Source organism: Bifidobacterium sp. UTBIF-78, assembly GCF_006408945.1.
Classification (GTDB): Bacteria; Actinomycetota; Actinomycetes; order Actinomycetales; family Bifidobacteriaceae; genus Bifidobacterium; species Bifidobacterium myosotis.
The window spans coordinates 1-13,258 of the sequence record NZ_JFAO01000041.1 but is presented as its reverse complement, the minus strand read 5'-3'; the positions used below and the strand labels follow the sequence as shown (position 1 = coordinate 13,258).

10 protein-coding genes and 2 pseudogenes are annotated in these 13,258 nt (G+C 63.0%); 4 read left to right on the top strand and 8 right to left on the bottom strand.

All coding sequences use genetic code 11. The annotated features are described in order from the left end of the window. Window positions 1-67: 67 nt before the first annotated feature. The 7 genes and pseudogenes from BG22_RS08915 to rplS all read right to left on the bottom strand — a co-directional run bounded on the left by BG22_RS08915 (window position 68) and on the right by rplS (window position 7,888). Window positions 68-760 carry an L-ribulose-5-phosphate 4-epimerase gene (locus tag BG22_RS08915; protein ID WP_094666998.1) on the bottom strand — a complete coding sequence of 231 codons (693 nt, stop codon included), beginning with the start codon at window positions 758-760 and terminating at the stop codon, window positions 68-70. A 109-nt stretch (window positions 761-869) separates the two neighbouring features. Beyond that, entirely contained in the window at window positions 870-2,516 is a 1,647-nt protein-coding gene (locus BG22_RS08910) for a xylulokinase (protein ID WP_140494912.1), read from the bottom strand. A gap of 628 nt (window positions 2,517-3,144) precedes the next feature. Then, complete coding sequence (locus tag BG22_RS08905) at window positions 3,145-4,260, bottom strand: LacI family DNA-binding transcriptional regulator (RefSeq protein WP_140494910.1); 1,116 nt, start codon at window positions 4,258-4,260, stop codon at window positions 3,145-3,147. 289 nt (window positions 4,261-4,549) lie between these two features. Next, window positions 4,550-5,134: pseudogene (locus BG22_RS11525) on the bottom strand (ribonuclease HII); the annotation flags it as partial. 150 nt (window positions 5,135-5,284) lie between these two features. Beyond that, window positions 5,285-5,473: pseudogene (locus tag BG22_RS11520) on the bottom strand (ribonuclease HII); the annotation flags it as partial. 366 nt (window positions 5,474-5,839) lie between these two features. Then, window positions 5,840-6,682 (bottom strand): signal peptidase I, encoded by an 843-nt coding sequence (gene lepB / locus BG22_RS08895; RefSeq protein WP_375137717.1) that lies wholly within the window; start codon window positions 6,680-6,682, stop codon window positions 5,840-5,842. Window positions 6,683-7,522: 840 nt separating this feature from the next. Beyond that, window positions 7,523-7,888: a 50S ribosomal protein L19 gene (gene rplS, locus BG22_RS08890; protein WP_094667001.1), complete on the bottom strand. Its 366-nt coding sequence runs from the start codon at window positions 7,886-7,888 to the stop codon at window positions 7,523-7,525. 996 nt (window positions 7,889-8,884) lie between these two features. On the opposite strand from rplS, the gene BG22_RS08885 reads away from it, so the two are divergent. From BG22_RS08885 to BG22_RS08870, 4 genes are all read left to right on the top strand, one after another. Further along, window positions 8,885-9,769 carry an aldo/keto reductase gene (locus tag BG22_RS08885; RefSeq protein ID WP_140494908.1) on the top strand — a complete coding sequence of 295 codons (885 nt, stop codon included), beginning with the start codon at window positions 8,885-8,887 and terminating at the stop codon, window positions 9,767-9,769. 11 nt (window positions 9,770-9,780) lie between these two features. Continuing rightward, window positions 9,781-10,392 (top strand): HAD family phosphatase, encoded by a 612-nt coding sequence (locus BG22_RS08880; RefSeq protein WP_140494906.1) that lies wholly within the window; start codon window positions 9,781-9,783, stop codon window positions 10,390-10,392. Window positions 10,393-10,655: 263 nt separating this feature from the next. Further along, the gene (locus BG22_RS10900; RefSeq protein WP_181163465.1) at window positions 10,656-11,294 is read left to right on the top strand and encodes a hypothetical protein; all 639 of its coding nucleotides are present in this window, start codon (window positions 10,656-10,658) and stop codon (window positions 11,292-11,294) included. A 42-nt stretch (window positions 11,295-11,336) separates the two neighbouring features. After that, window positions 11,337-12,815, top strand: coding sequence for a class I SAM-dependent rRNA methyltransferase (locus BG22_RS08870; RefSeq protein WP_219846943.1), 1,479 nt, complete (start codon window positions 11,337-11,339; stop codon window positions 12,813-12,815). A 166-nt stretch (window positions 12,816-12,981) separates the two neighbouring features. Here the strand turns inward: BG22_RS08870 and BG22_RS10980 are convergent. Further along, the coding region (locus tag BG22_RS10980) for a hypothetical protein (RefSeq protein WP_219846942.1) at window positions 12,982-13,258 on the bottom strand (277 nt) is incomplete at its 5' end.

The following is a 13,258-nucleotide window of genomic DNA, read 5'->3' as shown; positions in this document are numbered from 1 at the left end:
GGCGCACCGAGGGAAGGCGTGCGAAGGCACGTCGACCGAGGAGCAACGCCGCGGACACTCCGCCAAGTCAGTGCTGGCCGTAGACGTTCTGGTAGCGGTCGTTCAGCTTATCGATATCGGCCTGGTCGATCTCGATGATCTCGCCGAGCTGACGGGCGGCCCACATGGTGTGCGCGACCTCCTCGGTCATGGCGGCGGCCTTGACGGCACCCTCAGCGTCCTTGCCGATCGTGAACGGACCGTGGTTCTGCATGAGGACGGCCGGGGACTTCGGGTACTTCTTCAGGGTCTCGACGACGCCCTTGCCGATGGCCTCGGAGCCGATGAGACGGAACGGGCCGACCGGCACCGGGCCGCCGAACTCGTCGCCCATCATGGTCAGGCCGCAGGGGATGTTCTGACCGGTGGCGGCCCAAGCGGTGGCGTAGGTGGAGTGGGTGTGCACGACGCCGTACACGTCCGGCATGTTGCGGTAGATGTAGGCGTGAGAAGCGGTGTCGGAGGACGGGGCCTCGGAGCCATCGACCACGTTGCCCTCGAGGTCGCACACGACCATCGAGTTCGGGGTCAGGTTCTCGTAGCGCACGCCGGAGGGCTTGATCACCATCAGGTCGGCGGTGTGCAGACGCTGGGACACGTTGCCAGCGGTCCACACGACCAGGTTCCACTTGATGAGCTGCTGGTGCAGGTTGGAGACGACCTCGCGAACCTGCTTGACCTCGGCGCGAACCTCGGGACCGTAATCAGCCAAAGTTGCCATTGTTGGTTTTCCTTTCCACTGTCATGGATGGACGTTTGCTTCAAATACTGTTTTGGGTCTCTCCTCCGGCCGCCTCCCTTAGAAGGAGGCCGAAAGGAGAGAAGAAGACCTACTTGTCTTCGAGATCGATGGACTCGATGGCGGTGTGCTCGATGGGCAGGCCCTTCGAGAAGCGGGCGAAGAAGTCCTCGAAGCCGACCACGTCGGAGGCAACCGGAACCTCGGTGGTGGACTTGGCGTCCTTGAACACGCAACCGTCGAGGAAGTCGGCCAGGTTGGTGTGGTCCTCATTGGTGTTCCACAGGTAGTTGGCGAGCACGGCCATACCCCATGCACCACCCTCGGCAGCGGTGGACATGACCTTGATCGGGGTGTTGAACGCGGCGGCCAGAATGCTCTGCGCCACCTTCGGGGTGGTGAAGATGCCGCCGTGGCCCACCAGGGAGTCCACCTGAACGTGCTCCTGCTTGGTCATGACGTCCATGCCGATCTTGACCGGAGAGAACGCGGAGAACAGCTGGGCGCGCATGAAGTTGCCGAGGGTCATGTGGGCCTCGGGGCTGCGGGCGAACAGCGGACGGCCTTCCGGCAGACCGGCCAGGAACTCGCCGGAGCGGAACGGGTAGTTGAGCAGGCCGCCGCAGTTGGCGTCCACATCGTCGGCGATGGCGGCGCGGAACAGCGTGCCGTACAGGGTGCCGGCGTCCACCGGGGTGCCGATGGCCTTGGCGAACTCGCCGAACAGGCCGACCCACGCGTTGAGGTCGGAGGTGAAGTTGTTGGCGTGGCTCATACCGGCCAGATCACCGGCCGGCGTGGTGACGAGGTCAACCTCGGGGTGGAGGGCCCTGAGCTTGCGCTCGAGCACGACCATCGCGAAGATCGAGGTGCCGGCGGAGACGTTGCCGGTACGCACGCGCACGGAGTTGGTGGCCACCATGCCGGTGCCGGCGTCGCCTTCCGGCGGGGCGAGCACGATGCCGGGCTTCAGGGTGCCGGACGGATCGAGGAGCTTGGCGCCCTCCTCGGTCAGCTCACCGGCCGGGGTGCCGGCCACGAGCGGGGTGGGCAGCAGGTTCTCGAGCTTCCACGGCTGGGCCGCGACCTCGGGCAGGGCGTCGAACTTCTCGATGAACTCGGTCTCGTAGGTGTGGGTGGTCGGGTCGATCGGGAACATACCGGAGGCATCGCCCACGCCGAGGACCTTCTTGCCGGTGAGCTTCCAGTGCACGTAACCGGCCAGCGTGGTGAAGTACGCCACCTTGGAGACGTGCTCCTCCTTGTTGAGCACGGCCTGATACAGGTGGGCGATGGACCAGCGCTCGGGGATGTTGTACTGGAACAGCTCGGAAAGCTTCTGGTGCGCTTCGGAGGTGTTGGTGTTCTGCCAGGTGCGGAACGGCACGAGCAGCTCGCCGTTCTCATCGAAGGCCAGATAGCCGTGCATCATGGCGGAGAAGCCGATGTGACCGATGTGGGTCAGCTTCTCACCGTAGGCGGTCTCCACATCATTGGCCATGGAGGCGTAGGCGGACTGCAGACCGCCCCAGATCTCCTCGGTGGAGTAGCTCCACAGGCCGTCCTCCAGATGGGAGGCCCAGCTGTAGTCGCCGGAGGCGATGGTGCGGAAGTCGTCGTCGATGAGGACGGCCTTGATGCGGGTGGAGCCGAATTCGATGCCGAGCGTGGTCTTGCCCGCGCGGATCTTCTCGGCGATGGTCGCGACCTGTTCGGCCGCGTTGTCGATTGCTGCCATATCTATCCTTTGCCTCGGAACGCCTGGGCGCAAACCCCCTCTTTGGGGTGGCTGTTAGCGCTCACAATTTCCACAAGCCATTGTACCGATAACCCGCATTCGACACAACTTATACCGTGTCACGAAAGATAACGGTTCGATAACAGGGATGTTCGACTGCCGGGTTTCGGCGCCAAACTGCCATTCCCAACGCGGTTCCAACGCCACACTGCCGGATTCCGATTCCGGATCCTGATTCCGGATTCCGATGCCAAACTGTCAGATTCCCACCGTTGGCTGTCGGACCTCGACCAAAGACTGTCGGGCCTCAGAGCCAAACTGTCGGACCTCGACGCTTGAGTGTCGGATCTCGTACATATTTCGTACGAGGTCCGACAACCAACGGTCGAGGTCCGACAGTCAAGTGCAGAAACCCGACAGCCAACGGTAGAAATCCGACAGCCAAGCGTCACGGACACGTCGGAGACCGGCAGCCAAGCGCCGAAAACCGACAGCCAAGCGTCAAAGACACGTCGGAGACTGGCAGCCAACCAGCGCCAGCGAAAACCAGCACAGCAAACCAATGCAGAAACCCTACACAGCCAAAGGCTATACGTAATGCAGGAACCTTAACGCAGGAAGCCCACCACTACCGACGCGGCGCGGGCCCCAGCGAGCGCCGTCCCACCACCTTGGCGGGAATCAGCCCCACGCCGTGCTGACTGGCGAGGAACGCGGGCTCGCCGCCCTCTCCCAGCAGCCGCAACGTCTCGCGCATGGCGGCCACACCCAGTCCCTCGAAATCGGGGCGGACCGTGGTCAGCGGCGGATACATGTTGTCCATGCCGGACATGTCGTCGAAGCCCACCACGCTCACGTCCTGAGGAATCCGCACGCCGTGCTCATGCAGCGCGCGGCAGATGCCCATGGCCTGATTGTCGTTGGCGGACACCACCACAGTGGGCAACGCGGCGCCGCGCTGCCCGTATTCGTCCAGCAGATGGTTCATATGAGCGTACGCTTCGTCCGAATCCCAGGTATGGCAGCGCACGATCTGCGAATCGATGGATTTCGCGGCGGAAAGCTTGCGCCAGGCGTCAAGTCGCGTATGAGCGTCGCGCCATTCGTTGGGCCCGGCGAAATACAGGGCCGATTTGTGGCCGTATTCGGCGAGCAGTCGGACCACCTTGCCCATGGCATCCCACTGGTCGATGCCTACGAGCGAGGTGCGGCGACGGTTGTCCGAGGGAATCAGGCTCAGGCCCTCGCGCACCGTCACCTGACCATGGGTGGAGGTCACGATCACGCGGGGTTGCGTCACGCCCGCGCGGCAGGCGGCTGCGAACATCACATCCGTCGGCGTCAGGAAGATGAAGGCGTCCACGTTCTGTTCGTTGAACGTGTCGCACAGGTTGTCGAAATCGGCTTGGGTGCACAGCGCCTCATGCACCATCATCACGCTCATGAACAGGCCATGGTCGCGGGCCATCGATTCGATGGACGTGATGGCGGAAATCGGGCCGAAGAACTTCAATCCGCCGGCGATGAGCCCGATGGTGCGCGAACGGCGTGACGCCAGGGCACGCGCGGAATTGGACGGGCGATAGCCGAGCTGCTCGATGGCCGCCTGCACGCGAGCGCGCGTGGCGTCGGAGACGTCCGGTGAATTGTTGATCACGCGGGAGACGGTCTGATGACTGACACCGGCGAGTCTGGCGACCTCGAACATCGAGGGACGTTTGCTTGGTCTGCGGCTGGTTACCATTACTACCGAACCTTCCCGCTGGCGGCCAGCGAACGTTGCATGGCCGAACTGCTGCTCTGTACAGTATCGACTTTAGCGCGTTCCGCCAAGTTGTGCGTTAGCGCTCACAATATCGTGTCGCGCCGCTGCCTCCAGGCCGAGGTCACGGATGCTTCGAGGACGCTCGAGAAGTGTGGCGCTGGCACAGGGCATCGGCCTAGGCCGGCAACCATGGCTCGTCACCGGAAGCACCACCGGGATGGCGGCTTTCCGCCAACGTACGCATCCGTCCACGAGTGCACATGAGGCGTCAGGTGAGGTGCCAGGAGAGCCGATGCAGCGGCGTGGGGCCAAGTTCGGCGATGGCCGAACGATGGGCGGCGGAGCCGTACCCTTTGTTATGGTCCCACTGGTAGGGCGCGTACTGCGGATTGTCGTGCGCGATGTCGACCATGAGCCGGTCACGGGTCACTTTGGCGATGACCGCCGCGGTGGCGACGGTGGCGCAATGACGGTCGCCCTTGACTTTGGTGGTGACGCGCGCCGGAACCGGTACGTCGGGCGCGTCGAAGGTGCCGAGCGCCTTGGTGATGTAGTCGCTTGGGCCGTCGAGGATTGCAGCGACTCGGATGGGATCGTCAGTGCGGGCGGTGCGGACGGCCTGAGCGACGTGAGCAGCGCGTTCGGCGCCCACCCCCAGCTGCCGTTCCACATCGGCCAAGGCTCGCAGCGACGCGACGCCGAGGGCATAGGTGATGCCCCACTCATCGATTTCGGTGTTGCTGGCACCGCCCACCGCGTATGCGGCGCACCAGCGGCGCAATTCGTCGAAGATGGCCTCGCGTCGGTGTTCGGTGAGCAGCTTGGAATCGGCCACGCCATCCGGCACGGTCAGAAAGCGACGTCCGTGGGCGGACGACTCGTCGTGAGAGCCGGAATCGTTATCCGCAGTCCCGGTGGTGCCGCCAAAACCGGCGGCACCGGTAGCATCCCCGTCGTGCGCGGCACGGCTGACGCCACGGTCGCTACTATCGCCGCCATCGCAGCTGCCATCGATATCATCGTCACCGCCATCGGCGCTGGACAGCGGTTCAAGATCGCGCGCCCAGATGGCTGCGCAGCCGACCATCACCGGGCCGGCGAGCGCACCACGGCCGACCTCGTCGAATCCGACGATCAGGTCGTAGCCGTTGGCGGCGAGGCGTCGTTCCATATCAAGCGTCGGCGTAATCACAGGCATTGGCGCTCCCCTATCGTTCGTGCGGTTCGTGGCGAATCGGTTGGTGGAATCGGTTGGCGGGATTGACTGATGGGATTGGTTGGCGGGATTTTAAGATTGCGGACGTTCGCGAGCGACGGCGCCGGGTCCAACGGCGATTCGCCCGCGCGATGGACGACTCGGTCAATCACCGGTCGATGAGCGCCTGCCATAGGTGTCGGATAGCGGACAAACGCCGCCGACCAGAGGACGAATGCCACCGACCAGCGGAGCAAACGCCAAGCGCCGTCCACCGACAAGAGCGGCACCATCATCTTCGTCAATTATTGGCCCGAACGGAACGGGCGGTTTGGTGATGCCCACCGACAGCTCACTCCCCGACTACTCCCCCGACGCAGTGCCCTCCGGCACGGCATCGAACACCTCGTGGTGGGAATCGATCAGACTGATGCGGTCGAGCGGCCAGTAACGCACGAATCCCACGCCAACCACATCGGAAATGGGCACCAGACCACGGTCGGCATCGTCCTGATGGTACCGGGAATCGGCGGAATTGGCGCGATTATCACCCATGACGAAGATATGGCCTTCGGTCACGGTCACGGAGAACGGGAAGGCGCTGGGCTCCACGCCGGGGCGGATGTACGAGCTCTCGTTGATGGCCACGCCGTTGATGGTGACCGGCTGCCCCGCGCCCTTGCACTCCACCACGTCGCCGGGCAGACCGATAAGACGCTTGATGAGGTAGCCGCCGCCGAAGCCGCCGCTCTGCTCCTCGCTGAGCCAGTTGTTGGGGTCCTTGAAGACCACCACATCGCCGCGCTTGAGGTCGAAGACCTTGGGGGTGAGCTTGCTGGCCACCACACGGTCGCCCGGCACCACGGTGTCCATCATCGAACGGGAGGGGATTTCATAGAAGCCGACCAGCAGGATGCGGATCAGCAGCACGATGAGCACAGGCACGCCGCACCACAGCAGGAAGTCGCGGAAGGTGAACCGGTCGTTGGATTTCGTTTCGGCGCCGGCAGCCGCATCGGTAGCGGTGACGGAGCCGTCGGGCTGCCGTCGCCCGCTGCCGTCGGCGTGACCGGCGGACTCCGCGGACGGCTCAGCGGCATAGGCCGCATGCGGCGGAACCGCAGGCGGAACCGGGGAAACATCCACGCCATGATCGGCCACTTGGAAGGTACGCGCGTCGCGGGCGGCGGATTCGGCGTCGTCGATTGCGCTAGGGTCGGACGCGAAGCCATCTACGCCGCCAGCGCCGTCGATATCAACGTCACCGGCGACGCCATCGGCACTGTCATCGCCGGCATAGGCATACGAATCATACGGATACCGGGAGGCCACGGCTTCGTCCTCAGCGCGGGCGAAGTCGGATCGATCGGGTTCCCGGCGTTCGCTCGAATCGCCCTTGACTCCGGCAGCAGAGGCCTCGGAGGAACCGTCGCCGAAATCGCCTGAACCGTCGGAACCGTCGCTGGGCGCGGGATCGCGGAAATCAGCGGATACGATTATTCCCGCATCGGTAAGGCTGGAATCATACGATTGGACGCGCAGGGACGGCACGGCCGGAAGTTGCACGGAGAGATGAGAGCCGGATGACACGCCCTCAGCGGCCAGCGTGTCCAGAGCATGTCCGTCCGCCGACGTCTCGCCGCTCGGCATGGCGGCGGACGACGTACCCAACGAGCGTTCGTCTGCGGACTCGCCGGGCAAGGTGTCCGTGGACGGCGTCTCGGCTGATGCAACTTCCACCGACGATGTCTCGGCAGATGTCACTGCCGCGGGGGCGGCAGCACTGCCGGCATCCGTCTGCTTCACGCCCGCCGGTGTCTCAGAATCCGGGAATACGCCGTTGTTGCCCTGATCGTTCTGCATGCCGTCTCCTCATGAATCATCTGATGCGCATTGCGCCGAACCCACCGATTCGCGTCTATCATACGCGGCCACAATGAAAACAGCCCGGACCGTAAACGGTTCCGGGCTGAATTTCACGGTTTATTCGCGCGGGTCACTGATGTGAATCACGCGGCCAAACCGAAGTCATGATGCGGCACGAACTCACTTGGCGGAGTTGTCGCGACGCTCGACGATACGAGCGGCCTTACCGCGCAGAGCGCGCAGGTAGTACAGCTTGGCGCGACGCACACGACCCTTGCGCACGAGCTTGATGGAGTCGATGGACGGGGAGTGCAGCGGGAAGCGGCGCTCCACACCGGTGCCGAAGCTGATCTTGCGGACCACGAAGGTCTCACGCACGCCAGCGCCCTTACGAGCAATCACCACGCCGGTGAAGGTCTGGATACGGGAGTTGTTGCCTTCCTGGATCTTCACGTTCACGTCGACGGTGTCGCCGGGACGGAAGGCCGGGATCTCCTCGGCCGGCTTCAGGTGCTTGGCGTCAAAAGCCTCAATAGCGTTAACCATTGTTGTTCCTTCAGTGCTGCCGCATATCAGTCACCGGTCGGGGCGCACACGCACACACGACACCACACGATGCCCCTGCATATGCGCCGGATTCCTTCCCGTACGGATTCGCCCGCACGAGTGATGCCAATCCGCCGGGAATCGCGCCTTGCGGCGGCCCGACTGGACCTTATGCGGTACGGGTTTATGCGGCGACCCGTTCCGCGACACAGCAATCGTCTAATCTACATGCCGGCCTCGACACCGGCAGGCCACAGGCACCGCGTTGCGGGCACTGCGTTACGGACATTCCGGAATCGCGCCACATACACCAATGACCGTCGGCGACCAATGGCTGCCAGTGACCAATGACTGTTGACTGTCGGTTCTCAACGCAACACTGTCGGATTTCGACGCATACGTGTCGGATTTCGACGCTTGACTGTCGGACCTCGTACATATGGTGTACGAAATCCGACAGCCAAGCGTCGGGAACCGTCAGTCAAGCGTCGAAATCCGACAGTCATGAAGTCAGCAAGGCCCAAAAGACCATCGGCAACCGGCTAGTCAGGTCAATACAGTGCCGCGAAGTCCGCGAATCTATCGGTCGATGGACTCGCTGACCTGCTGGATGGCCTTCAGCGCCGATTCCACCGTGGCGTCGCCAGTGTAGATGCTCTGCGACAGATCCGAGAATCGGATTATCGCTTCAGAAGCCACACCGAGGCAGTGGAGGACATTCCCACCAGCGGTTTGTATCACCGGTAATTGAGGATTGAGATTCTGCCTCTCCCCAGTCGCCCGCGCCTACCCGGCCGCTTCACGAGTCGGGCAACTCCCCCGCGTCGCAACGCATCCCTCCTATGCTCGGATACAGCGTGCAGGCGCGTTCCGTCTGAGATGCCGCGCACATGTTCCCGTCCGCTTCCGAACACGAGGCTTGGATACGGCGCTCGACATGGCGTTTGATACGGCAAAGGCGGAAATGACGACGACAATGCGAGGAAGGCATGGCATATGGCAGTTGAAAAGACCGGCAAGAGGACCGCAATACCGACCGTGACGCTGCACGACGGCACAACGATGCCGCGGCTGGGCATGGGTACGTGGCATCTGGCCGAGGGACGCCGCCCCGAACGGCAGGAGATTGCGGCGCTGCAGGCCGGCCTCGATGCCGGAATCACCTTGATCGACACCGCCGAGATGTACGCCGACGGGCGGGCGGAGTCACTGGTGGGCCGCGCAATCGCGGGGCGAAACCGGTCGCAACTGTTTCTGGTCTCCAAGGTATACCCGCATAACGCCGGGCGCCGTCATCTGCGTCGCAGCCTGGAGGCATCGCTCAAGCGGCTCGGCACGGACTATCTGGACATGTACCTGCTGCACTGGCGTGGTTCGGTGCCGCTGGCCGAGACCGTGGAGTGCATGGAACAGGCCAAGGCGGACGGGCTGATCCGCAACTGGGGCGTGTCGAACTTCGACACCGACGACATGCGTGAACTGTTCGGCGTTCCGGGCGGCGACCGTTGCGCGGTCAATCAGGACCTCTATCACCTCGGCTCACGCGGCGTGGAATTCGACCTGCTGCCGTGGATGGACGCGCATCAGGTGCCGCTGATGGCGTACTGCCCGCTGGCGCAAGCGGGCACTTTGCGCGACGGATTGCTCGATTCGCTCGCCGTGCGCGATATCGCCACGGCACACAACGTCGAGCCCATGCAGGTGCTGCTCGCATTCGTGCTGCGACGCCCCGATACCATCGCGATTCCTTGCAGCGGCAGCGCCGGGCATGTGCTCGACAATCTCAAGGCGCTTGATATCGATTTCGACCCCGATGAGCTCGCTTTGCTTGACGACGCATTCCCCGCGCCGACAAGCAAAGAGCCGCTCGACATGGAGTAGCATAGCCGGACATGGTCAACGATGTCATCTTCGATTTCTGCGGCGTACTGGTCGATTGGCAGCCGCGACGCGCGCTGGACGGGTTATTCCCCGAGGAAGACGTCGCAGCGTTCTTCGCCGACGACGATCGCTGCGGATTCATGTATTACGACGATCTGCACGATCGCGGTACCGACTACCCCGAGCTGCTGCCCGCATACGAAGAGGAATATGGCGCACAATTGGCCCAAATGATGCGCACCTATGCGGCACACATCGATCGCACGCTGGTCGGTCCGATGCCCGGCATGCCAGAGCTGCTGGCCGATCTCAAACGGCGGAGCGTCCGCGTATGGGGATTGACGAACTGGGGCCGGGACACATGGCCCGTCATGGCGGGTCGATTCCCCCAGCTGATCGAGGCGTTGGACGGCGTCGTCGTCTCCGGCCGCGACGGCGACGGTGCCGCCAAACCGGACGAAACGTTCTTCAGCCTCGCGCTCGAACGGTTCAGCGTGGACCGCGCGACCACGCTCTTCGTGGATGATTCCCCGTACAACATCGACGGCGCACGGGCCGCCGGGTTGCCAGCCATCCGGTTCGTCGACGCCGCCGGGGTGCGCGCCCGAACCCTCGGAGCGTGACGAAACATCCAATCCCTTCCCCTCCCGCGCTTCCTTCCCCGCCTCCATTCCGCGAGCCGGACACGCCCGGTCCGCGAGCTGGTCGTCGATTGCGGCGACCAACCGCCTTGCTCTAATATGCCTTCGGTTCATTAATGTCCATATAACGGACTTTATCATTCACATAATGAACATATAACCAGTGACCGCTGAAGGGGCGGCCGACCGCGGCACGTAACTGAGCGTCCGCGGCCAAAAGGATATCAGGGTGGCGGAGGGTAATCATGGTCGCGTTTTCTCTGACGGCCAACAACGAAATCGGCCCGCAGGCCGTGTGGAAAGCGGTTCCGCTGGGATGCTTGGAATTCCCACAGGTGCGCGAACCGTATGACGGCGCATTCGACGACGATTTCTGGCCGAGCCGACATGAGGAGTACAACCGGCTCGAATGGGATGCGATGGACTGGAACGCCATCCGCAGTCAGATGAATCTGGCATCGGACCAGCTGGAGAAGCACCCCGACGCATCACCCGACCTGGAATTCGACGTCCCTTCAATACGGGAGCGCACATTTCTGGAGATGTGGTTCGGCTACGGCGACCCGAGCGTCGAAGCCACGGCAATCAGCGGCGAGCACACTGGTGACACCGGAAACGCCGATAACGCCGACCGCGCCAACACCATCGACAACACCGACCGCATCGATACCACCAATCTCACCAGCCGGAAAGACGCGGCAGACCACACGGCTGAATCCGCGCCGGCCCGGTATCGCGTCGGTTACGGGCAGCATCGCATCTGCGCGTACGCCGACTATCCAATGGGCGCGCGCGACCGCAATCTGATGCGGATTCCCGTATCGGGATTCCTGCCGACCGGCCCTCTCTCCCCCGATACGTGCATACCCGTGCTCACACACTGAGCAAGAGCGGGCCGGACACGATAGACGGACAGGACAAACGCTATGAAGACGAACAGAATGCACCCGCGGGCCGTGATCACGGCAAAGGCCGCGCACTCGATCGAAGAGGGGCATCCCTGGGTATATGAAGGCGAAGTGAGGCGGTTCGAACTGCCTTCAGGCGAATCATGGGACAATAATGGTTCGCTCAAACCCGGAGCATGGGATTCGTCCGGCTTCGGAGAGGCGGCGGCTTCCGAACAATCCGAACAATCCACACGACCGCAACACAGCGCCACCGACTTCCGCGAGCGCCGTCGTCGCAAAGAGTTCCTCAACGCACCCCAGACCGAGGACGACATTATTCCGCTCGAGGCCTTGCCCGACGGCTCAATCGTGGACGTGGTGAATCTCAAGGGTTCCTATCTCGGTACCGGCCTGCTGTCCCGGCACAGCCGCATCCGCGTGCGTCTGGTGACGCGCAACGCCAACGATGATTTCTTCCCCGCGTTCTGGGAGCGCAAGGTTCGCTGGGCATGGGAGTATCGCAAAACCGTAATGGGTGACGATGCGCATGCCTGCCGCGTGATTTTCTCCGAAGCCGACGAGTTCCCCGGTCTGATTGTGGACCGGTTCAACGATGTGCTCGTCACTCAGACGTTGTCCGCCGGCATGGAACAGCTCAAATCCGTGGTCTTCCCGGCACTGCTCAAGGTCTTTGCCGAGGGCGGGGTGTCGCTGCGCGGTATCTACGAGCGCAACGATGTGGCCACGCGCGCGCTGGAAGGGCTGGAGCAGACAACCGGCTGGTGGACGCCTAAATCAGGAGATGACACTACCGATACCGGCGACGCCAGCACCAGTACTGCCGACTCGGGTGCGACAGTCACCGACATCACCGAAAACGGCGTCAGGTATCACGTTGACTTCGCAAACGGTCAGAAGACGGGATTCTTCCTCGACCAGAAGTACAACCGCAGGGCCGTGGCGCGTCTGGCACAAGGGCGACGCGTTCTCGACTGCTGCACGCACACCGGCTCCTTCGCCCTCAATGCGGCACTCGGCGGTGCGGAATTCGTACGCGCGGTGGACGTATCCGAAACCGCCATCGACATGGCACGGGAGAACGCGCGGCTCAACGGACCGGATATCGCAGGCCGCATGGACTTCACCGTCGCCAATATCTTTGACCTGCTGCCCGAGCTGGAGCGCACGCATAACCCTGAACGCTTCGACTTCATCATTCTTGATCCACCTGCGTTCACCAAGAGTCGCAGAACCATCGGCTCGGCCGCGCGAGGCTATCGCGAGATTAATTACCGAGCAATGCGCATCCTACCGCGCGGCGGCTATCTGGCGACCTGCTCATGCTCGCATTTCATGGATCACGAGCATTTCAAACGCATGCTCGCCGAGGCAGCGCAGGATGCCGGCGTGCGCCTGCGCCAGATCGAAGAGCGGCAGCAGGCCCCGGATCATCCAATTGTCTGGGGCGTGCCGGAGACCGACTATCTCAAGTGTCTGCTGTTCCAAGTGGTGTGACCATCCCGCGACCGCGATACGACCATGAGTAGGGTTCGACAATTCGAAATCAGGCAATAATTGCGGGAGTTCCGCGCGAATCGACAACACCATACGGAACGCACCCTGCCGACCGCGCCGCGCTGCGTGCAATACCGGGCCATGTCATCCTCGAGCTCGCAGCCGATCAGCCGCACACCGGCGCGCGGCCCTTCCCCTCACACTGCTGCGATACCGGGACCAGACCCAACTTGTCGAGACCGAGCAGCACCCGGCCATCGAACGCGATAGACCCACTGGTAAGTCGCGCGGTTTTCTTCATTTTTCTTTCACGCAACGAGGTAGTACCGAATGTGCCGAGTGCATTCGTCGGCGATGGTGATTCGTCAATGGAAGTGACGCACTGGTGATTCGCCAATGTCTGCGGTAAGAGCGGGACGGAAATGCATTTCGACCGATGGGGG

What these genes read in the sequence shown, in the direction of transcription:
- BG22_RS08905 (WP_140494910.1), bottom strand. Translation starts at nt 4,260, where the DNA reads ATGGTAACCAGCCGCAGACCAAGCAAACGTCCCTCGATGTTCGAGGTC.
- rplS (WP_094667001.1), bottom strand. Translation starts at nt 7,888, where the DNA reads ATGGTTAACGCTATTGAGGCTTTTGACGCCAAGCACCTGAAGCCGGCC.
- BG22_RS08880 (WP_140494906.1), top strand. Translation starts at nt 9,781, where the DNA reads ATGGTCAACGATGTCATCTTCGATTTCTGCGGCGTACTGGTCGATTGG.
- BG22_RS08915 (WP_094666998.1), bottom strand. Translation starts at nt 760, where the DNA reads ATGGCAACTTTGGCTGATTACGGTCCCGAGGTTCGCGCCGAGGTCAAG.
- BG22_RS08910 (WP_140494912.1), bottom strand. Translation starts at nt 2,516, where the DNA reads ATGGCAGCAATCGACAACGCGGCCGAACAGGTCGCGACCATCGCCGAG.
- BG22_RS10900 (WP_181163465.1), top strand. Translation starts at nt 10,656, where the DNA reads ATGGTCGCGTTTTCTCTGACGGCCAACAACGAAATCGGCCCGCAGGCC.
- BG22_RS08885 (WP_140494908.1), top strand. Translation starts at nt 8,885, where the DNA reads ATGGCAGTTGAAAAGACCGGCAAGAGGACCGCAATACCGACCGTGACG.
- BG22_RS08870 (WP_219846943.1), top strand. Translation starts at nt 11,337, where the DNA reads ATGAAGACGAACAGAATGCACCCGCGGGCCGTGATCACGGCAAAGGCC.